Annotated in this window: 18 protein-coding genes; 15 read left to right on the forward strand and 3 right to left on the reverse strand. The window is 73.3% G+C overall.

Features of this window, described 5'->3' with window-relative positions:
* Window positions 1-45 precede the first annotated feature (45 nt).
* From FB467_RS00520 to FB467_RS00540, 5 genes are all read left to right on the forward strand, one after another.
* The gene (locus FB467_RS00520) at window positions 46-969 is read left to right on the forward strand and encodes an ABC transporter ATP-binding protein (RefSeq protein WP_141783348.1); all 924 of its coding nucleotides are present in this window, start codon (window positions 46-48) and stop codon (window positions 967-969) included.
* A gap of 86 nt (window positions 970-1,055) precedes the next feature.
* On the forward strand, window positions 1,056-2,075 hold the full coding sequence (locus FB467_RS00525; RefSeq protein WP_141783349.1) for an ABC transporter substrate-binding protein: 1,020 nt from the start codon (window positions 1,056-1,058) through the stop codon (window positions 2,073-2,075).
* Window positions 2,076-2,077: 2 nt separating this feature from the next.
* Window positions 2,078-4,261 (forward strand): iron ABC transporter permease, encoded by a 2,184-nt coding sequence (locus FB467_RS00530; RefSeq protein ID WP_244932723.1) that lies wholly within the window; start codon window positions 2,078-2,080, stop codon window positions 4,259-4,261.
* 16 nt (window positions 4,262-4,277) lie between these two features.
* The gene (locus tag FB467_RS00535) at window positions 4,278-5,210 is read left to right on the forward strand and encodes a siderophore-interacting protein (RefSeq protein WP_141783350.1); all 933 of its coding nucleotides are present in this window, start codon (window positions 4,278-4,280) and stop codon (window positions 5,208-5,210) included.
* Window positions 5,211-5,347: 137 nt separating this feature from the next.
* Entirely contained in the window at window positions 5,348-6,313 is a 966-nt protein-coding gene (locus FB467_RS00540) for a hypothetical protein (RefSeq protein WP_141783351.1), read from the forward strand.
* A 337-nt stretch (window positions 6,314-6,650) separates the two neighbouring features.
* On the opposite strand, the gene FB467_RS00545 is transcribed toward FB467_RS00540, so the two are convergent.
* Together FB467_RS00545 and FB467_RS00550 are read right to left on the reverse strand one after the other, a co-directional pair.
* Window positions 6,651-7,967: an ATP-grasp domain-containing protein gene (locus tag FB467_RS00545; RefSeq protein ID WP_228393488.1), complete on the reverse strand. Its 1,317-nt coding sequence runs from the start codon at window positions 7,965-7,967 to the stop codon at window positions 6,651-6,653.
* Between the two features lie 73 nt (window positions 7,968-8,040).
* On the reverse strand, window positions 8,041-8,787 hold the full coding sequence (locus FB467_RS00550; RefSeq protein ID WP_141783352.1) for an esterase family protein: 747 nt from the start codon (window positions 8,785-8,787) through the stop codon (window positions 8,041-8,043).
* A gap of 188 nt (window positions 8,788-8,975) precedes the next feature.
* On the opposite strand from FB467_RS00550, the gene FB467_RS00555 reads away from it, so the two are divergent.
* The 3 genes from FB467_RS00555 to FB467_RS00565 all read left to right on the forward strand — a co-directional run bounded on the left by FB467_RS00555 (window position 8,976) and on the right by FB467_RS00565 (window position 12,274).
* Complete coding sequence (locus tag FB467_RS00555) at window positions 8,976-9,659, forward strand: DUF4956 domain-containing protein (RefSeq protein WP_141783353.1); 684 nt, start codon at window positions 8,976-8,978, stop codon at window positions 9,657-9,659.
* A gap of 75 nt (window positions 9,660-9,734) precedes the next feature.
* Window positions 9,735-10,439 carry a VTC domain-containing protein gene (locus tag FB467_RS00560; RefSeq protein ID WP_141783354.1) on the forward strand — a complete coding sequence of 235 codons (705 nt, stop codon included), beginning with the start codon at window positions 9,735-9,737 and terminating at the stop codon, window positions 10,437-10,439.
* A gap of 86 nt (window positions 10,440-10,525) precedes the next feature.
* On the forward strand, window positions 10,526-12,274 hold the full coding sequence (locus FB467_RS00565; RefSeq protein WP_141783355.1) for a carbohydrate-binding domain-containing protein: 1,749 nt from the start codon (window positions 10,526-10,528) through the stop codon (window positions 12,272-12,274).
* A gap of 4 nt (window positions 12,275-12,278) precedes the next feature.
* On the opposite strand, the gene FB467_RS00570 is transcribed toward FB467_RS00565, so the two are convergent.
* Window positions 12,279-12,836, reverse strand: coding sequence for a hypothetical protein (locus FB467_RS00570; RefSeq protein ID WP_141783356.1), 558 nt, complete (start codon window positions 12,834-12,836; stop codon window positions 12,279-12,281).
* A gap of 124 nt (window positions 12,837-12,960) precedes the next feature.
* Between FB467_RS00570 and FB467_RS00575 the strand changes: the two genes are divergently transcribed.
* The 7 genes from FB467_RS00575 to FB467_RS00605 all read left to right on the forward strand — a co-directional run bounded on the left by FB467_RS00575 (window position 12,961) and on the right by FB467_RS00605 (window position 19,363).
* The gene (locus FB467_RS00575) at window positions 12,961-13,461 is read left to right on the forward strand and encodes a hypothetical protein (RefSeq protein WP_141783357.1); all 501 of its coding nucleotides are present in this window, start codon (window positions 12,961-12,963) and stop codon (window positions 13,459-13,461) included.
* Window positions 13,451-14,161, forward strand: coding sequence for a hypothetical protein (locus FB467_RS00580; protein ID WP_141783358.1), 711 nt, complete (start codon window positions 13,451-13,453; stop codon window positions 14,159-14,161). Before FB467_RS00575 ends, FB467_RS00580 begins: the two co-directional genes overlap by 11 nt.
* Window positions 14,162-14,335: 174 nt before the next feature.
* Window positions 14,336-15,037, forward strand: a complete 702-nt coding sequence (locus FB467_RS00585) for a 4-hydroxy-tetrahydrodipicolinate reductase (RefSeq protein WP_141783359.1) — start codon at window positions 14,336-14,338, stop codon at window positions 15,035-15,037.
* A 126-nt stretch (window positions 15,038-15,163) separates the two neighbouring features.
* Window positions 15,164-16,135 carry a 4-hydroxy-tetrahydrodipicolinate synthase gene (dapA, locus tag FB467_RS00590; protein WP_141783360.1) on the forward strand — a complete coding sequence of 324 codons (972 nt, stop codon included), beginning with the start codon at window positions 15,164-15,166 and terminating at the stop codon, window positions 16,133-16,135.
* Window positions 16,132-16,947, forward strand: a complete 816-nt coding sequence (locus FB467_RS00595) for a 2,3,4,5-tetrahydropyridine-2,6-dicarboxylate N-succinyltransferase (protein WP_228393530.1) — start codon at window positions 16,132-16,134, stop codon at window positions 16,945-16,947. The genes dapA and FB467_RS00595 overlap by 4 nt, the downstream gene beginning before the upstream one ends.
* Complete coding sequence (locus tag FB467_RS00600) at window positions 16,944-18,104, forward strand: pyridoxal phosphate-dependent aminotransferase (protein ID WP_141783361.1); 1,161 nt, start codon at window positions 16,944-16,946, stop codon at window positions 18,102-18,104. The genes FB467_RS00595 and FB467_RS00600 overlap by 4 nt, the downstream gene beginning before the upstream one ends.
* Window positions 18,101-19,363 (forward strand): type III PLP-dependent enzyme domain-containing protein, encoded by a 1,263-nt coding sequence (locus FB467_RS00605; RefSeq protein ID WP_170230500.1) that lies wholly within the window; start codon window positions 18,101-18,103, stop codon window positions 19,361-19,363. The genes FB467_RS00600 and FB467_RS00605 overlap by 4 nt, the downstream gene beginning before the upstream one ends.
* Window positions 19,364-19,369: the final 6 nt, after the last annotated feature.

Here is a 19,369-nt window from a genome sequence, read left to right on the forward strand (position 1 = left end):
GCCCGCACGTGGTGAGGAAGCCCTAACTTCGGTTAGCCTCGCCTTATGGACTCTTCCGAGACCACCGTCGAGACGCCGCGACGGGCCGACCCCCACGGGTATGCGCTCTCCGGTCGCGACCTGCACCTCGCCTACGGCTCAAACGAGGTGGTCCACGGTGTCGGGCTGCGGCTCACCCGCGGCCGGGTCACCGCCCTCATCGGACCCAACGGCTCGGGGAAGTCCACGGTGCTGCGCTCGTTGGCCCGCCTGCACAAGCCCGACTCGGGGACGGTGGCGCTAGACGACGTCGACGACGTCCACGCGTTGCACCCCAAGGCGTTCGCCCGCCGGGTCACCATGCTGTCCCAGAGCCGTCCCACGCCGGGCGGGGTCGCCGTACGCGACGTCGTCGGGTTCGGCCGGCATCCCTACCGGGGCCGCCTCCGGAGTTCCGACCCGGACGGACCGCGCGCCATCGCCCACGCGATGGAGGTCACCGGGATCACCGAGATGGCCGAGCGGGGCGTGGACGAGTTGTCCGGCGGCGAGCTGCAGCGGGTCTGGCTGGCCACCTGCCTGGCCCAGGACACCGAGGTGCTGCTGCTCGACGAGCCGACCAACCACCTGGACCTGCGCTACCAGATGGACCTGCTCGACCTGGTCCGCGACCTGGCCACCGACCACGACGTCGCCATCGGCATCGTGCTGCACGACCTGAACCACGCCGCGACGGTCGCGGACGAGATCGTGCTGCTGCACCGCGGCGCGGTCCGGGCCGCCGGCACACCGGCCGAGGTGCTCACCTCCGACCTGCTCAGCGAGGTCTACGGCATCCGCGTCGACGTCCACCAGCACCCGACGACGGCCAGGCCGGTGTGCGAGCCGCGCAGCCGGCACGCCGACCGCGCCACACCGCACGACCGGACCGCCGGCGGTGTTGGCAGCGCCGCCAACACCGCCGGCCCGCCACGCCCGGTCGCGGTCTGACCCACCTGCCCCACAACCCGACCCACCCCGAACCGCCCCCTGCCGTCGCCCGCCAGCCGACGACATACAACCGAAGGAACCCGCCCATGCGCCTGTCCCGCACCACCTCCGCCGCGAGCCTCCTGCTCGTCACCGCCCTGACCCTCACCGCCTGCGGCACCACCGAGGAGGCCGACCCCGACACCGGTGACGGCGGCGCCGAGAACTCCGACGGCGCGGAGCAGAGCGAGGGGGCGGCCGGCAGCCCGGTCACCTTCACCGACGAGCGCGGCGAGCACACCCTGGACGCGCCGGCGCAGGACGTGGTCGTCCTGGAGTGGGGGCTGACCGAGAACCTGCTCGCGCTCGGCGTGACCCCGGTCGGCGCGGCCGACGTGGATGGCTACAACACCTGGGACACCTCGATCGAGCTCGACCCCGAGACCCCGGACGTGGGCATGCGCGGCGAGCCGAGCCTGTCCGACATCACCGCGCTGGAGCCCGACCTCATCCTCACCGTCACCGACCTGCCGGAGAACGTCATCACCCAGCTCGAGGACATCGCCCCGGTGCTGGCGGTGCGCGGCTCGGACAGCGAGGACCCGCTGGGCTACATGCGCTCCACGGTCGAGCTGCTGGGCACCGTGACCGGCAAGGAGGCCGAGGCGCAGGAGGCGCTGAACAGCTTCGACGTGAGCCTGGAGGAGGGACGCGGCGCCATCGCCGACGCGGGCCTGGAGGGCTCGGAGTTCGTGATGGCCGACGGCTGGCTCAACAACGGCGTGGTGTCGGTGCGGATGTACACCCCCGGCTCCTACTTCGGGGCCCTGGGCGAGGAGCTCGGCATGGTGAACGCCTGGACCGAGGGCGGCGACCCCGACTACGGGCTCGCCCAGACCGACGTCGAGGGCCTCACCGCGCTGGAGGACGTGCAGTTCATCTACGCGGCGAACGACTCCGAGCCCGACCCGTTCGTCGACGGCCTGGCGGACAACCCGATCTGGGAGCAGCTGCCGTTCGTCACGGCCGGTGACGTGCATCGGATCCCGGACGGCATCTGGATGTTCGGCGGGCCGCTGTCCGGCGAGGCCTACATCGACGCCGTCGTGGACTCCCTGACCGACTGAGCGTGACCACGACCGGCACGCCCCGCGACACCGACCCCGTCCTCGCGACGGGTCGGGGCGCTGCCGCGTCCCCGGTCGAGGACCTCGGGTCGGCCGCGGGCCGCGGGCCCGGCCAGGGCGGCGTGCCCGGCCGGGGTCGCCTGTCTGTCACCGGGGTCACCGGGGTGTTCCTGGTCGTCATCGTCCTCGGCCTGCTGCTGGCCTCGGTCCACCTGACCCAGGGCACGGCGGCGGTCGGGGCCGGCGACCTCTGGCGCTGGGCCACCGGCGGGGAGGCCCTGGACCAGACCGCGGCCGTGCTCGTGGCCTCCCGGGTGCCGCGGCTGCTGGCCGGCATCATGGTCGGCGTCGCGCTCGGCTTCGCCGGGGCGCTGCTGCAGTCGGTGGCCCGCAACCCGCTCGCCTCGCCCGACACGCTCGCGGTCAACGCCGGGGCCTACCTGACGATCGTGGCGTTCTCCGTCTTCGGCGTGGCCGTGCCGTTTTACCTGCAGGGCACCATCGCCTTCGCCGGCGGGCTGGCCGCGGCCGTGCTGGTGCTGGGCCTGTCCCGCGGCGGGGCGGACGGGCCGAGCCGGCTGATCCTCGCGGGCTCGGCGATCACCCTGGCGCTGCACTCGCTGGTGACGATGCTCCTGGTGCTCTTCGAACAGGAGACGCAGGGCCTGTTCGCCTGGGGCGCCGGCTCGATCGTGCAGTCCGGCAGCCGCACGCTCACCCTCGCCCTGCCCGTCCTGCTGGTCGGCCTGGCCGCGGCCCTGGCGATCACCCACCGGATGGACCTGCTCGCCCTCGGGGACGACGCCGCGACCGTGCTCGGGGTGTCCGTACGCCGCACCCGGGTGGCCTCGATCCTGGTCTCCGTGCTCCTCGCGGCGCTCGCCGTCACCATCGCCGGACCGATCGGCTTCGTCGGGCTGGCCGCCCCGTTGATCGCCCGGCTCGTGGCCCGCCGCGTCCCCGGCCTCGGTCGGCACGCCCTGCTGCTGCCGTTCGCCGCGCTCGTCGGGATCGTCGTCGTCCTCGGCGCCGACGTCTTCCTGCGCGTGGTCGTGCCCAGCGCCCAGACCACGGCGGTGCCCACCGGCGTGGTCACCAGCGTGATCGGCGCCGCCCTGCTCGTCTGGTTCGCCCGCCGGATGCCGGACAGCGGCCCCGGCCTGGACAACGCCACCGGCCACCTCGGTCGCCCCCGCTCCACCACCACGTATGCCGCGGCGCTGGCCCTCCTCGTCCTCACCCTGGTCGGGGCCGGGGTGGGGGCCGTCCTGCTCGGTGACCGGTTGATCCTGCTCGGGGACGTCGCCAACTGGCTGGGCGACGTCTCGGGCCGGGAGGTAACCCTTGAGATGGGGCGGCGCGTGCCGCGGGTCCTGGCGGCGCTGCTGGCGGGGGCCGCCCTGGCGCTGGCCGGCACCATCGTGCAGGCGGTCTGCCGGAACCCGCTGGCCGAGCCCGGCCTGCTCGGGGTGACGTCCGGTGCGGGCTTCGGCGCGGTCGCCGCGATCCTGCTCGTGCCCGGCGTCGGACTCTGGCCGATGTCGGCCGCGGCGGTCGCCGGCGCCATCGTGGTGACCGCCCTGGTCTTCGCCCTGGCGCATCGGCACGGGCTGAGCTCCACCCGGCTGGTCCTGATCGGGGTCGGGATGCAGGCCGGGGTGATGGCGCTGATCAGCCTCCTCATCCTGGTCACCCGCCCCTGGGAGGTGAACCTGGCCCTCACCTGGCTGGCCGGGTCGACCTACGGGCGCAGCATGGAGCAGACCATCCCGGTCGCCGTGGTCCTGCTCGTGGTGATCCCGCTGGCCGTGCTGCTGCGGCGCGAGCTGGACATCGTGGCCCTGGACGAGGACACCCCCCGGATCCTCGGCATACCGCTCGACCGGGCCCGGCTGCTGCTGCTCGGTGCCGCGGCCCTGCTCACCGCCGGGGCCGTGGTCGCAACCGGGGTCGTGGCCTTCGTCGGTCTCGTCGCCCCGCACGCCGCCCGGGCCCTAGTCGGGGCACGGCACTCCAGGGTCATCCCGGTGGCCATCCTGCTCGGCGCGATCCTCGTCTCCGGGGCCGACACCCTGGGCCGGTGGGCACTGGCCCCCGTCCAGGTCCCGGCCGGCGTGGGGACCGCCCTGCTGGGCACTCCGTACTTCATCTACCTGCTGTGGCGCAGCCGCGGCCGCGACACCTGAGCGAAAGGACACACCCGTGACCACCACGACCGAGACCATTGCCACCTGGCGCTTCTTCGACGTGACCGTCAGCCGGTCGGAACGGCTGTCACCGAGCTTCCTGCGGGTGACCTTCACCGGCGAGGACCTCGGCGAGTACGCCGACCTGGGCCTGGACGCCCGCATGAAGCTGGTCCTGCCGACCGAGGCCGGCGACTTCGCCCACCTGCCCCGCGGGGAGGGCTGGTACCTGCAGTGGCGGGAGCTGCCGGAGGAGCAGCGCAACCCGATCCGCACCTACACCACCCGGGCGGTGCGCCCGGAGGCCCGCGAGGTCGACGTGGACGTCGTGCTGCACGGCGACGCCGGCCCGGCCTCCCGCTGGGCCAACCGGATGCAGCCGGGCGACCGGCTGGTGCTGATGGGTCCCAACGCGGCCTCCGACGGCCCGCACGGCGGGGTGGAGTTCCGCTTCCCCGAGGCCGGGCGCCCCGTGCTGCTCGCCGGTGACGAGACCGCGGTCCCAGCCATCACCACGATCCTGGGCCAGCTGCCGGCATACACGACCGGGGCGGCGTTCCTGGAGGTGCCGGACCACGGCGACCGCTGGGACGTCGCCGCCCCCGACGGCGTCCACGTCACCTGGCTGCACAGGGACGGTCGGCCCCACGGCGACCTGCTCGTACCCGCGGTGCAGGGGGCCGCGGGCGCGATGGTCGGCGCGGGACCGGCCGAGGGCCCGACCCCGGAGCGCGCCGAGGAGCCGGAGGACGTCGACATCGACGCCGAGATCCTCTGGGAGGTCGCCGACTCCCCCGCGCAGGCGCCCGGCCCGGAGCTCTACGCGTGGTTCGCCGGGGAGGCCGGCGTGATCAAGACACTGCGCCGCCACCTGGTCGGCGAGCTCGGGGTGGACCGCTCGTCGGTGTCATTCATGGGCTACTGGCGCGAGGGCCGCGCCGAGGGCTGACCTCCTGCCCGGGCGGTCTGGGTGGTCCACGGCCGTGTGGCCCTGGCACGACGCGCTGCCGGTTGATCACGGTGCCGGTTGTCCACAGATCGGCGCGACCCGGCCCATGCGGGACGCCGATCCGGCAGGCTGGTCGGGTGCAGGACCCACTGGAGCAGCCGCCCCGTCGACCCGACGGGTTCGTCGGGGAGTCCGGCGACGACGGCTCCGGGCTCACCCGTTTCGAGCGGCGCGAGCTGGCCCGCCAAAGACGCCTGGTGCGGCTGCACCGCGGGCTCTACCTGCCCCGCGAGGTCTGGGACGCCGCCCCGGAGCAGGAGCGTTACCGCTGGCGGGCCGCGGCCCAGGTGACGTCGCTGAAGGCGGAGGTGGCCGTCAGCCACGGCAGCGCCGCCGTGCTCCTCGGCCTCCCGCTGTGGGGTCACCAGCCGACGCGCCTGCACCTGTCCCTCACCGGGCCCGGCCGGGGCTGGCGCCGCGAGGGCTATACGGTCCACCGCAGCTACGGAGAGGACTCGGTCGTCCCGGCCTCCGCGCCTCCCGTCGTCCTGCCGGTCCTGGCCGCCCTCGGACTGGCCGAGACCGACGGCTTCCTCGCCGGCGTCACCGCCCTGGACGCAGCCCTGCACCGCGGCCTGACCACGATCGAGGAAGCCAGGCAGTGGTTGGGCCGGCTCCGCCGACGACCGGGGATGCGGATGATGACCCGGGTCGTCGAGGCCGCCGACGGGCTGTCCGAGTCTCCGCTGGAGACCAAGGCCCGGCTGTGCGTCAGGCTCTTGGGCTACCGGGTCTCCCTGCAGGTCGTGCTCCGCACCGTCGACGGTGAGTTCGTCGCCCGGGTCGACCTGCTCATCGAGGAGCTCGGCGTCGTCATCGAGGTCGACGGCCAGACCAAGTACCGCACTGACGCCGGCGGCGGCTCGGTCCAGACGCTCTTGTCGGAGAAGCAGCGCGAATCCGCCATCCGCGACCTCGGCTACGGAGTGGTCCGGGTCGACAACCGGGGCCTGGAATCACTCGCCGACCTGGACCGCCGGATCCGTGACGCTGCAGACCGTGCCGCTCCCTGGGTGAAGCGCCCCCGGCCACCAGCCGCCTGAGCCAGCGTTGTCGCGGCACTCGCAGCGCAGCCCACGTCCCACTGGTAGACGGTTTGGGGCACTGGCAGCACGGTCGACCATGCCACTAGTGCCCCAAACGTGCGACTAGTGGCTGCTGGCTTGGGCGGAGCAGGCGGCACCGGGTTCAGTCATCCGGGGCGGCGGCGCTCCGTGGGTCGCCGGGCTGCGACGCCCCCTACCGCCCACTGGTAGACGGTTAGGGGCACTGGTAGCACGCTCGACCATGCCACCAGTGCCCCAAACGTTCTCCTAGTGAGGAACGGACCAGCCGACCAGGCGTCGCAGCGTCGCGTGCGCAGCGACGCCGCCGGGACGCTCAGTCCTCGGACCCCACCGACTGGCTCGCAGGGTCGGTGACGGCGGCCTCGGGGTGCGGGGTCTGGGACGGCCCGCCGGAGAGCGCCTTCTGGTCCTTGACCCACAGGCCGACCAGGCCGCGGAAGTGCGCCAGGAACTTCTCCTGCTCGTGGGCCGGATAGGTGCTGCGCACGGTGTCGAGCAGGATCTTGTCGAACCCGTCGGAGTCGACCCATTCCAGGACGGCCTCCGGCAGGTGGGACAGGTGCTCGTCGCACCAGTTCCAGTAGTTCTCGGTGTCGAAGTGCTCGTCCGCCAGCGCGCGGTAGCCCTGCATCTTGGCCTGGTAGTCCAGGCTGTCGTCGTCGGCGATCTCGTAGTAGCGCCGCGTCTCCAGGTCGACGGTGGCGGGCCGGTTCGTCGCCAGGGCGTAGACCGACCAGCGGACCAGCGCAGTGATCGCCCACGGGAAGTAGTAGTGCAGCGAGGTCACGGCCACGTCCGGGCAGGCGTTGGCGTAGTCGATCGGGTGCACCTCGTCGCCCGCGATGAGCATCTCGGCGGAGTTGAACTCCCACCCGAAGAAGGCGTTGACGACCTTGCTCACCGTCTGGGCCTCCCACCCGGCCTGCGGGGACAGGAAGTCGTAACTGACGGCATACCGGTTGTGCATCGGCTGCTCGGGCCGGAAGTCCATCACCATCGTCTCGGGCCCGATGGACAGCGCGCGGGCGAACTTGTCGTAGTCGACGGTGGCCTGCAGGTGCATCAGCATCTCGCCGGACTCGTCGTAGGACTTGTGCAGGCCGTCCTGGTCCTCGATCCGGGAGACGCCGCGCCAGCCGCCACCGTCGAACGGCTTCATGTACATCGGGTAGCCGACCTCGTCGGCGATCTTGTCCAGGTCGAAGGAGTCGTTGTACTTCGCCGAGGTGTAAGCCCAACGGACGTTGTCGACCGGGTTCTTGTAGGGCACCAGCACCGTCTTGGGGATCTTCATGCCGAGCCGGAGCATGGCGCAGTAGGCGCTGTGCTTCTCCATCGACTGGAAGGTGAACGGGCTGTTCAGCAGGTAGGTGTCGTTCATCAGCGCGGCCTTCTTCAACCACTCGCGCGGGTGGTAGTACCAATACGCGAGGCGGTCGATGACCAACCCGGGTCGCACCGGGTCGGTGAGGTCGAACGGGCTGATCCGCAGCCGTTCGGAGGGGATCTCCAGCGTCTCGCCGCCCACCTTCAGCGGGCCGACGAGGCCGAGGATCTGTTCGAAGGCCCGGGGCCAGTCCTCCTCCGCACCGAGCAGGAGGCCGATCAGAGCGTTGCGCTTGGCTGCCATGACGGCAACCTATCGCGACGACGGCATCTTCGGTATGCCGTGGGCCGGGATCGGCGCGACCCCGGCCGGCCGGTCAGCAGAACCGCGGCAGGTGGTGCGCGATCTGCTTGCGCCACCACGGCCAGTCGTGCGCCGAGTCGTGGCCCCAGACGTCGAGCTGGTGCGGGACCCCCTTGGCCCGGAGCACCTCGGCCAACTGGTGCGCACCGGGCAGCGAGCGCGTCGGGTGCACCTCGAACGGCCCCTGCCCGACCACCAGCAGCACCTGCACCGCCTGCCGGAGGTAGGCCAGGTGGTCCCCGTGCGCGTTGGCCAGGTAGGCCGTGGGATTGTTGAAGTAGGTGGCCTGACCGATCTCGCCCCAGCTGCGCCAGGAAGTCGGGTCGTAGTTGCCGCTGAGCCCGATGCCCACCGGGAACAGGTCGGGACGCTTCAGCGCGAAGTTCACCGCGTGGTAGGCCCCCATCGAGCAGCCGGTGGTGACGATGCCCTGGTGGCCGGGTGAGTCGGCGCCGATCGTGGGCACCACGTGGTTGACGATCCAGTTCTCGTATGCCGTGTGCCGGCGGGCGCGTTCCTCGGTCGGCAGGCCGTAGTTGGACCAGGAGGAGGCGTCGAAGCTGTCGACGGCGTAGATCTTGATCCGGCCCGCCTCGACCAGGTCGCTCACCGCGTCGACCATGCCGTTGTTCTCGTAGTCCCAGGCGCGGCCGGCCTCGGAGGGGAAGGCCATCACCGGTCGGCCGTAGTGGCCGTAGCGGATGACGGTGCCGGGTCGGTCCAGCCCCTCGCCGTAGATCTCGGCCTGCTCCCGCTCCACGCCAGCTCCTTCGTTCGGGGGCCCGCCGGACCCGGCGGCCGGCAGACGGACCGTGCTGCCTGGGGTCAAGTCTGCTACATCCCGGGGCCCGTCCCGAACACATAGCCCAGTCATAGGAATCCCACAGTCCCCACCCATCCGGCTCGGCTGGACTGTCGGTCAACACCCACCCGTACCTGGAGGTCCCCATGACCACGCCCGTCCTCATGGTCGCCGACGCCGTCGCCATCCTGATCCTGACCTTCGCGGTCTACCTGCCCCGGCACCGGCGGCGCGACCTGGTCGTCGCCTTCCTCGGCGTCAACATCGGTGTCCTCGCGGTGAGCACCGTGCTGGCCTCGGCGATGACCGATGCCGCCGCCTCGGTCGGCCTCGGCATGGGACTGTTCGGCGTGCTGTCGATCATCCGGCTGCGCTCCGACGAGCTGGCCCAGCACGAGATCGCCTACTACTTCTCCGCGCTGGCCCTCGGCCTGATCGGCGGGATCGGCACCGGCGACGTCGGTCTGAGCCTGGCCCTGATGGGGCTGGTGCTCGGGACCATGGTGATCGGCGACCACCCCCGGCTGCTGCCCGCGCACCGTCGCCAGGTCGTGCACCTGGACCGGGCGGTCCCGGACCAGGAGGACCTCGTCGCCCGGCTGGAGCAGCTCCTCGGGGCGCGTGTACTCGGCACCAACGTGCTGCGCCTCGACCTGGTCGACGACACGACCCTGGTGGACGTGCGGTTCGCGGTGCGCGCCGGAGCTGGGTCCACGACGGCGGCTGGGGACATGGTCGCGACCGGCCCTGCGCCGGCGGCGGCTGCACCGGCGCGGGAGGGCTCCGCGGGCCCGGTCCGCGCCGTGCCCTCGGGATCGGTGCTCCGATGAAATCCGCCGACCTCGGCTCGCTGCCCCCCCGTCTCCCTCGAGGACCTGGTCGACGAGGCGGCGCTGCAGACCCGGATGGACCGCAAGTACCTGCTCGACGCGGCGGCGGCCCGGTCCACCCTGGCCGCGCTGCCGGCCGGCACCCGCGTGCTGGAGATCGGTGGTCACCGGTCCTTCGGCTACCGCTCGGTCTACTTCGACACCCCGGAGCTGGACAGCTTCGCCGGCACGGCCCACCCTCGGCGGCGGCGCTTCAAGGTGCGCACCCGCCACTACCTGGGCTCCGGCGAGAGCTGGCTCGAGGTGAAGACCCGTGGGCCCCGGGGCCTGACCGTCAAGACGCGGCGGCTCCGGTCCAGCGACGCAGCCGTCGACCGAGCCATCACCGAGACCCTGCTGAGCCGGTCGGACCAGGCCTTCGTGGCGGAGGTGCTGCGGCAGCAGCAGGTGCCCGACATCGACGTGACCGAGCTGCGGCCCGTGCTGGGCACCCGCTACGAACGCAGCCCCCTGGTGCTGCCGACGGCGGCGCGGTGCACCATCGACACCCGGGTGACCTGGCAGGACGTGCTGGGCAACGTGCTGTCCCGCCCGGACCTGGTGATCGTGGAGTCCAAGACGGGCTCGACACCCTCCCCGGTCGACCGCTCGCTGTGGCGGCTCGGCATCCGACCCTCCCGCTTCTCCAAGTTCGGCAGCGGCCTGGCCGCGCTGCACCCGGGGCTCCCCGCCAACCGCTGGCACCCGGTGCTAGCCGACGTCCTGGCCCCCACCGCCTGAGACACCACCCACTGCCCGCGACACCTGCGACGACCCCAGACAGCACCCACCCGATCCACCCACCACCGACCCGACAGGAAGCTCCCATGCGACCCACCACCTCCCGACTCAGTTCCCGCCTCCGCCAGGCCATCGCCGCCACGGCCGTCGCCGGGCTGCTGGCCGCCTGCAGCACGGCCGCCTCGACCACCCCCTCGGCCGCTCCCGAGACCGCGCAGTCAACCGTCGCCACCGACCAGACCGGGTCCGACAGCAGTGCGACGACCGACACCGACACGACATCCGGGTCCGGCACCGCCACGACGAGCGCCGGCAGCACCTCGACGACCGTCGCGGACCTGGTCGCCGACAACACCGAGCCGCACACGTCCGACGTCCCCGACGCGGCGACGGCGGCCGAGGACGTCGACGCCGAGATCACCCTCGCCGACGGCGCCTCCACGGCCGACGGGGACGGGGTCACCGTCGACGGGGACGTCGTCACGATCACGACCGGCGGGACCTACCTGATCGGCGGCGACCTCTCGGACGGTCAGCTCGTGGTGCAGGCCGCCGACGCGGACGACGTCGTCCTGGTGCTCGACGGGGTGAGCATCACCAGCTCGACCACGGCACCCCTGGTGGTCGAGGAAGCCGACGAGGTGACCATCGTCCTCGCCGCCGGGAGCAGCAACGCCCTGTCCGACGCCGCCAACTACACCACCGGGGAGGACGGCCCCGACGGGGCGCTGTTCTCCCGGTCGGACCTGACGATCACCGGGGACGGCGCGCTGGCGGTCGAGGGCAATGCCGGCGACGGCATCGTCGGCAACGACGGCGTGCTCATCGCCGGTGGCGACATCACCGTGGCCGCGGCGGACGACGGCATCCGGGGCAAGGACTACCTGGTGATCGACGACGGCACCGTGACGGTCGAGGCGGCCGGCGGGGACGGCCTGAAGTCCACCGTCGAGGACGACGCGGGGCTGGGCTACGTCGTAGTGAACGGGGGCACGGTCGACCTGACCTCCGGCACCGACGGGATCGACGCCTTCACCGACGCCATCGTCACCGGCGGCGACCTGACCATCGCGGCCGGCGACGACGGCATCCACGCCGAGACGGCGCTGGGGATCACCGGCGGCAGCATCACCGTCAGCACCTCGGTCGAGGGCCTGGAGGCCGGGACGATCCTGATCGAGGACGGGCAGATCGACGCGGTCGCCTCCGACGACGGCATCAACGCGGCCTCCGACACCGCCGAGATCCAGTTGGTGATCAGTGGCGGCACGATCGCGATCGACGCCCAGGGCGACGGGCTCGACGCCAACGGTCCGGCCTCGATCACCGGCGGCACGGTGGTCGTGCAGGGCCCCACGAACAACGGCAACGGCGCTCTCGACGTGGACGGCGAGTTCACCATCTCGGGAGGCAGCCTGACCGCCGTCGGGTCCTCCGGGATGCTGGTGGCACCCTCGACCGACTCCCCCCAGGTCTCACTGGTGGCGACGTTCGAGAGCGCCGTCGCGGCCGGGAGCACCATCACGGTGACCGACGAGGAGGGCACCGAGGTCGCCCGGGTCGAGACGACCAAGGAGGCCGCCTCCCTTGTGCTGTCCACCGACCAACTCGAGTCCGGCGCGACCTACGAGGTGCAGGTGGACGGCGAGACGATCGCGACGGCCACCGGCGGTGAGTACTCGACGATGGGTGGCGGCGGGATGCCGGGCGGCGGCTACCCCGGCGGGGACGGCCAGATGCCCGGTGGCGGCGGCTTCCCTGGAGGCGGCACCCCGCCCGAGGGCGGCCCGGGTCAGCGACCCGGGGACACCACCGACGGCGGCAGCGACGCGTGAGGCCTCAGGACGTCGGCGCGCCCCACGGCCCGCGGCGCACCAGCGTGGCCGCCAGGGTGACCGCGAGCGCGACGGAGAGGCCGACCAGGACCATCCCGGGCAGCGTGTGCGACCAGCCGTAGGCGTCCTGGGCCGCGGTCCACACCGCGCCCGGGACCAGCACCCAGACCAAGGCCTGGACCACGTTCGTCGCCAGCACGGCGGCGAACAACCAGTCGGGCCGGGCCCACAGCGCCAGGATGCCGAGGGCGTTGGCCGCCATCAGCAGCACGCCCAGGATGCGCAGCACCACGAAGACGGCCGAGGCGGTCGCCGGGTCGGTCAGGCCGGAGTCGGCCAGCCCGCGCTGCAGGATCGTGTGGTCGAAGGCCGCGAAGACGTGCAGCGCGGTGGCCACCGTGAGCAGCAGCGAGCAGGCGGCCACCAGCACCGGCAACCGGCCGGGCCGCACGTCGGTGCGGGACTCGGTGACGAGCTCGGACAGCGAGGCACCCGCCTCCACCGGGGTCGCCCCCTGGACCGGTGCCGGGGTGCCCATCGGGGGACGGATCGTCGAGCGCATGCCTCAACAATGCGGCATACGGCGGCCGGACGACATAGGGTTTTCCCCCGAGTCGACCCTCAGGTATCCCCCGGATACCCCCAGCAGGTCAGGGTCGCCGGGAACGAGAGGGGGCCGATCCACCGTGGATCCCGACGTGATCATCGCCATCTCCGTCCTGGTCCTGGTGACGATCACCGGGGTCGGGATCGCCGTGTTCGTGCTGCGCCGCTCGTGCCGGCCGGTCGCCGACCCGATGCCGGTGGTGGTGCAGCGCGACGGCGAGCGGGTGGTCGAGATCCCGACCCGGCAGGTCTCCCGGACCAGCCGGGGTATGCCGTTCCTCGCCCTCGGGCAGTACACCGGCACCGGTCTGCTCCGCATCGCGCCCGGCAGGGTCGAGGTGTCCGGCCTGCGGGAGAGGACCGTGCCGTTCGACCAGATCGCGGGGGTCGACATCGCGGCCCGGCGCACGGACTACGTCGCCCTGGCCCTGCACCAGGGGCGCGGCTACGGGTTCATCACCGCCTCCCCGCAGGGCACCGACGCCGTGCTCCTCGAACTCGCCCCGCACCTCCCGCTCGGCGACCTGGCCCGCGAGCGCCTCGCCTGGCTGCACCGGGGCGGAGGGCACCATGACGGATAGCGCGGTCCCGGACCCCGGGCCCCGCACTCCGGCCGACCTCAACCGTCCCGTCCCTGCCGGACGGGTCGTCGGCAACATGCTCCGCATCTCCGGGAACTGGGCCCTCGCGGCCGCGGCCTGCGGCGTGCTCGCGATGGGGTGGAGCGAGCTCGCGGACAACGGCCAGGTCTGGTTGCTCTGGACCTGCGTCGTGGTCGCCGGTCAACTGGCCGCCATCGCCTACTCGGCGACCGGCATCTCGGCCCGCGTCCGCAGCACGAACTACGGCCACGCCGGGTTCGCGGTCGGGTGGCTGGCCTCGCTCGTGCTGAGCTCGCTGATGCTGCTCGTGCCCGCGGTGCTCTTCCGCCTCGTCGGGGACCTGCCCCCGCCCGGGACGGCGGCCCACCTCGTGGCGGCCGTGCTGTTCCCGGGGCTGTTGTGGATGGTGTGCCTCGCGGTCCTGACCCGGTGGTGGCACCTGCCGAAGCCCGTGGGTGCGGCGATCAGCATCGTCGTGGTCCTGGCCGCGTTGGCGCTGGTGATGGCGGTGCCGGTCTACTACTACTACGGGTTCCCCTCCATCGGCGTCTCCGAGCCGGGCACGCCCTGGGTGGGGACGCTGCTCCTGGTGGGCACCGTGGTGCTCCTCCCGCTCTGCCTGCTCGCGGTCCGCGCCACGCCGATCGAGCGGATCCGCGAGGTGCGCGAGCTCTACTGAGCCCGACGTGAGCGGAGTCACATTCCGAACTTTGGGCGGCTCCGGACGAGCACTTGCTCGGCGCCAGATGCGGCGCCGGAGATTCTCCGGTCAACCGGCCCCTTCGCCGAACAACCTCTCTGACCTGCAGTTTTGTGACCCTTCGTGGTCCTCGGGCTCGGCCATACTCGGGGAATGGCGCTACGCATCGGGATCTTCGGACGGGGCCGGCTCGGCTCCGCCGTCGCCGCTGCCGTCGACGCCGCAGATGACCTCGACCTGGCCTGGACCACCGGCCGGGAGGGTGCCCCCGCAGACCGGCCGGTGGACGTCGCGCTGGACCTGAGCAGCGCCGACGGCGTCCCGGGCCACCTGGCCTGGGCCGCCGAGACCCGGACCGACCTGGTGATCGGGGCGACCGGGTGGGACCGGGGCCTGGTGTCCGACGCCGGTCCGGAGGAGTTCGGGGTGCTGACCGCCCCGAACTTCTCGCTGTCGGTGGCCCTGATGCGCCGGTTGGCGCTGGTGCTCGGACGGTATGCCGACGCCTCCCCCGAGTCCGCCGACCTCGCCGTCTCCGAGGTGCACCACACGCGCAAGGTGGACGCCCCGAGCGGCACCGCCGTGCTCCTCCAGCACGCCCTCGCCGAGGGCGCCGCCCGCGACGCCGCCGCGGTGCAGACCGCCAGCCTGCGGCTGGGCACGGTCGTGGGCCGGCACGAGGTCCACTACGAGACGCCGTCGGAGTCCATCGTGCTCAGCCACCAGGCCCACACCCGGGAGGTCTACGTCCCCGGGGCGCTGGCCGCCGTCCGGTGGCTGCGCGGGCGCACCGGGCTGCACACCTTCGACGACCTGGCGGCCGACCTGCTCGACCCGCTGCTGGCCAAGCCCTGACCGGTAGCCCCGGACCCACCGCATACGGCCACCGCACCGGCCGTCATCCCGGCCGGATATCGGCCACCCCCTTTCCACCCACCCCGCACGACCAGCACATCCACCCACCCACAGAAGGAGGAAACCATGAGCGGTGTTCAGTTCACCGGCCTCGGCGTGGCGCTCGCCACCCCGTTCACCACTGGCGCGGAGGCGGCACGCAAGCCCGCCGATGGAGACCCGGGTGGGGTGGTGCCGCGCAAGCGGCCGGAGATCGACCGGGCAGCCTTCACCCGCCTGGTCACCCACGTGGTCGACGGTGGTGCCGACTTCCTGGTGGTGCTCGGCTCGACCGGCGAGGCCGCGACGGTCACCGAGTCCGAGCGCGCCGAGCTGATCGGCCTGGCCCGCGAGGCGGCCGCCGGCCTCCCGATCGTGGTCGGGACCGGGCACAACAGCACCGAGCGGACGATCGAGCTGTCCCGCCAGGCGGTCACCGCGGGCGCCGACGGGCTGCTCGTGGTGACGCCGTACTACAACAAGCCACAGCCCGCGGGCATCGTGGCGCACTTCCAGGCGGTCGCGGACGAGCTGCCGGGCGTCCCGATCATCGCCTACAACGTGCCCGGACGGACCGGCAGCAACCTCGCGCCGGAGACGCTGCACGACCTGTGGGAGATCCCCGAGGTCGTCGCGCTCAAGGAGTCCTCGGGCGACCTGCGCCAGATGGCCCGGATCTGCCAGGAGGCCCCCGCCAGCAAGGCGGTCCTGGCCGGCGACGACGACCTGGCGCTGCCCGCCATCGCGGTCGGCGCCCAGGGGCTGGTGTCGGTGTGCGGCAACGTCGCCCCGGACGAGACCCGGGCGCTGGTCCAGGCCGCCCGCCGGGGCGACCTGGCCCAGGCCCGCGAGCTGGCCACCCTGCTCGCCCCGTTGATGTCGGCCCTGTTCGCCGAGTCGAACCCGGTGCCGCTCAAGGCCGCCCTGGCCTGCATGGGCCTGGCCACCGGCATGGTCCGGGCGCCCCTGGCGCCGGCCGCGCCGGACACCTGGGCCCGGATCCAGGCCGCCCTGGCCGGCCTCGGGATCGGCGCGAGCGCCCAGGCGGTGGCCTCATGACCGCGACAACCACCCTGACCCACCACCCGTCCCCGAAGCAGCAGGAGCAGACCGTCCCGATGACCCCCGACCAGGCCACCACCTTCCTCGACGCCCTGGAGTCCGGCGAGCTGCGGGCCGCCACCCGGGACACCGACGGGACGTGGCAGGTGAACGCCGCCGTGAAGGAGGGCATCCTGGCGGTGTTCCGCCTCAGCGGCGTGGTCGAGCTGCCCGGGTGGCCGGGCGGCGCGGTCGACAAGGAGCTGGTCCCGGCCCGGGAGATCACCCCCGCCGACGGTGTCCGGTTCGTACCGGGCGGCAGCTCGGTCCGCCGCGGTGCCGCGCTGCGCCCCGGCGTGGTCGTCATGCCGCCCAGCTACGTCAACGTCGGCGCCTACGTCGGCGAGGACTCGATGGTCGACAGCCACGTCCTGGTCGGCTCCTGCGCCCAGGTCGGCGCGCGGGTGCACCTGTCCGCGGCCGTGCAGCTCGGCGGTGTGCTGGAGCCGATCGGGGCGCGACCGGTCGTCGTCGAGGACGACGCCTTCGTCGGGGCCCAGTGCGGCCTGTACGAGGGCGTCGTGGTCCGCTCCCGCGCCGTCCTGGCCCCCGGCACGATCCTGACCTCGCGCACCGTCATCTACGACCTGGTGCACGGCCGCGAGGTGCGCGGCGAGGTGCCGGAGGGCGCGGTCGTCGTGCCCGGCTCGCGCCCGGCCGGCGGCGCCTACGGCCAGGGGCTGGGGTTGTCGCTGTACGCCCCCGTCATCGTCAAGTACCGCGACGGGTCGACCGACGCCTCGACGGTGCTCGAGGAGGCCCTGCGATGAGCATCCCCACGATCACCGGCTCCGCCCGGGTCTCCGGGCTGCGCCCGTCCACCATCCGGGCGATGGCGGTCGGCGCCCCCGGGGACACCATCGACCTCGGCCTCGGCGTCCCCGGGTGGGACCTGCCCGAGCCCGCCCGTCGCGCGCTCTCCGAGTGCGCCAGCACCCCCGGACCGCTCGGCTACGGCCCCAACGAGGGACTGCCCGAGCTGGTGACGGCGATCGCCGCCCACCACGGGCTGCCCGGCGTCAACGGCGACGCCGGGGAGTCCGCACGCCGGGTCATGGTGACCTCGGGGGCGCAGGCCGCCCTGTACGCCGTGTTCCAGGCCCACGTCTCCCCCGGCCAGCGGGTGCTGGTCTCCGATCCCGGCTTCCCGGCATACGGCACCCTCGCCGCGCTGGCCGGCGGCGAGCCCGTCCGGTACCGGCTGGGTCCGTGCGGCGAGCTGGACCCGGCCGAGTTCGCCCGGGCCCTGGAGGAGACCGACGGCGTCGCGCTGGCCGTGCTCAACCACCCCGGCAACCCGACCGGCGGTGGCGCGAGCCGCGAGGCGCTGACCGCCGTGGCGACCGCCGCCCGCGCGGCGGGGGTGCTGCTACTGTCCGACGAGGTCTACCGCGAGGTACACCTCGGCCGGCGCCCGCTGTCGCTGCACGACGTCACGGAGTCCGGTGTCGTGGTCTCCTCGGCCAGCAAGGGCTGGGCCGCGCCGGGGCTGCGGGTGGGCTGGGCCGTCGGTGACCCGGACCTGCTGGCGCCGGCCCGGCTGGTGCACAACAGCATGACGACCGCCGCGGCGATCCCGGGCCAGCGGGCGGCCGCCGCCCTGCTGCGGCACTCCCCGGACGTGCTGCGGGACACCCGCCGCCAGCTGATCGCCCGCTGGTCGGTCGCGCAGACCGCGCCCGAGCCGGTGCGCGCCCGCTACACCCCGGCGGGCGGGTTCTACCTGTGGCTGCCGCTGCCGGAGTGGGCGCTGGCCGACCCGTTGGCGCACTGCCGCCGGGTGCGGGACGAGGGCCGCGTCGTGGTGGTCCCCGGCACCGCCTTCGGCCCCGGCGGCGCCGGCCACGTCCGCGTCTCCTGCGGCGGCGACCCGAAGGCCCTGGCCGAGGGACTCACCCGGATGGCGCCGTTCTGGGAGCGTCCGTGACCGTGGCCACCGGCACCGAGCGGGACGCGGTCGTCGGGGTCGCGGGACCACCGGCCACGACCCCGGCACCCGCCCGGCTGTTCGCCCTCGACGACGAGCAGGTCCGGGAGCTCGCGGCCCGCGGGACGCCCTGCTTCGGCTACGACCTGGACCTCGCGCGGGAGCGGTTCCGGACCCTGCGGGCGACGCTGCCGGACCGGGTGCTGCTCGCGTATGCCGTGAAGTCCAACCCCGGTCCCCCGCTGCTGCGGGCGCTGGCCGCCGAGGGCGCATGGTTCGACTGCGCGTCCGCCGGCGAGGTCGAGGCCGTCCGGATCGCCCGCCGCGAGTCGGCTCAGGCCGGGTCGGTGCAGGACGAGGCCGGCATGGTGCTCGCCGGACCGGCCAAGAGCGTCCCCGACCTGCTGGCCGGGCTGGACTACGGCGCCCGCGTCCAGGTCGACGGGATCGAGGACGTCGCCCGCCTCGCGGCACTGCACGACGGGGCCGAGCCGCTGCCGGTGAACGTCCGGGTCCACCCGGCGACCGGCGTCAGCGAGTCGGCCTCGATCATCGGCGGCGCCGGCCCGTCGGCGTTCGGGGTCGACGAGGAGGACCTGCCCGCCTTCGTCGCCGCGGTCGCCGACCACCCCAGGGTCCGGCTGGCCGGGTTGCAGGTCTTCTCGGCGAGCAACGAGCTGGACGCCGGGGCCCTGCTGGCCAACCACCGCACCGCGCTCGCCATCGGGGAGCGGCTGCACCGGGAGCACGGGGTCGAGCTGGAGCTGATCGACCTCGGCGGCGGCCTGGGCATCCCGTATGCCGAGGGCCTGGCCGAGCTGGACACCGCGGCCCTGGGTGCCGGGTTGGCCGGGTTGCTGGCCGAGCACCCCTGGTTCACCGGGCAGCTACTGCTCGAGCCGGGCCGCTGGCTCTCCGGGCCGACCGGGGTCTACGTCTCGAGGGTGGTGCGGGTGAAGGCCAGCCGGGGCACCACCTTCGCGGTGCTCGAGGGCGGCATCAACCACCTGCTCCGCCCGCTGCTCACCGGCCAGTCCTTCCCGGTGCGATCCGCAACGGAGCGCCCGGGCGAGCGGACGACATACAGCCTGGCCGGGCCGCTGTGCACCTCGCTGGACCGGGTCGGGACCGCCGAGCTGGGCCCGCTGGAGCCGGGTGACCTGCTGGTGTTCGGTCAGGCCGGCGCCTACGCCTATACCCAGGCGATGACCCACTTCCTGTCGCACCCGGTGCCCGAGCAGCACTGGTTCGGCGGCTGAGCCGGC

This window comes from Ornithinicoccus hortensis (assembly GCF_006716185.1).
GTDB classification, from domain to species: Bacteria; Actinomycetota; Actinomycetes; order Actinomycetales; family Dermatophilaceae; genus Ornithinicoccus; species Ornithinicoccus hortensis.

Excerpts from the sequence above, each read along its gene's own strand:
- FB467_RS00520 (WP_141783348.1), top strand. The coding sequence starts at position 46 with ATGGACTCTTCCGAGACCACCGTCGAGACGCCGCGACGGGCCGACCCC.
- FB467_RS00525 (WP_141783349.1), top strand. The coding sequence starts at position 1,056 with ATGCGCCTGTCCCGCACCACCTCCGCCGCGAGCCTCCTGCTCGTCACC.
- FB467_RS00545 (WP_228393488.1), bottom strand. The coding sequence starts at position 7,967 with ATGGCAGCCAAGCGCAACGCTCTGATCGGCCTCCTGCTCGGTGCGGAG.
- FB467_RS00555 (WP_141783353.1), top strand. The coding sequence starts at position 8,976 with ATGACCACGCCCGTCCTCATGGTCGCCGACGCCGTCGCCATCCTGATC.
- FB467_RS00560 (WP_141783354.1), top strand. The coding sequence starts at position 9,735 with ATGGACCGCAAGTACCTGCTCGACGCGGCGGCGGCCCGGTCCACCCTG.
- FB467_RS00565 (WP_141783355.1), top strand. The coding sequence starts at position 10,526 with ATGCGACCCACCACCTCCCGACTCAGTTCCCGCCTCCGCCAGGCCATC.
- FB467_RS00570 (WP_141783356.1), bottom strand. The coding sequence starts at position 12,836 with ATGCGCTCGACGATCCGTCCCCCGATGGGCACCCCGGCACCGGTCCAG.
- FB467_RS00580 (WP_141783358.1), top strand. The coding sequence starts at position 13,451 with ATGACGGATAGCGCGGTCCCGGACCCCGGGCCCCGCACTCCGGCCGAC.
- FB467_RS00585 (WP_141783359.1), top strand. The coding sequence starts at position 14,336 with ATGGCGCTACGCATCGGGATCTTCGGACGGGGCCGGCTCGGCTCCGCC.
- dapA (WP_141783360.1), top strand. The coding sequence starts at position 15,164 with ATGAGCGGTGTTCAGTTCACCGGCCTCGGCGTGGCGCTCGCCACCCCG.
- FB467_RS00595 (WP_228393530.1), top strand. The coding sequence starts at position 16,132 with ATGACCGCGACAACCACCCTGACCCACCACCCGTCCCCGAAGCAGCAG.
- FB467_RS00600 (WP_141783361.1), top strand. The coding sequence starts at position 16,944 with ATGAGCATCCCCACGATCACCGGCTCCGCCCGGGTCTCCGGGCTGCGC.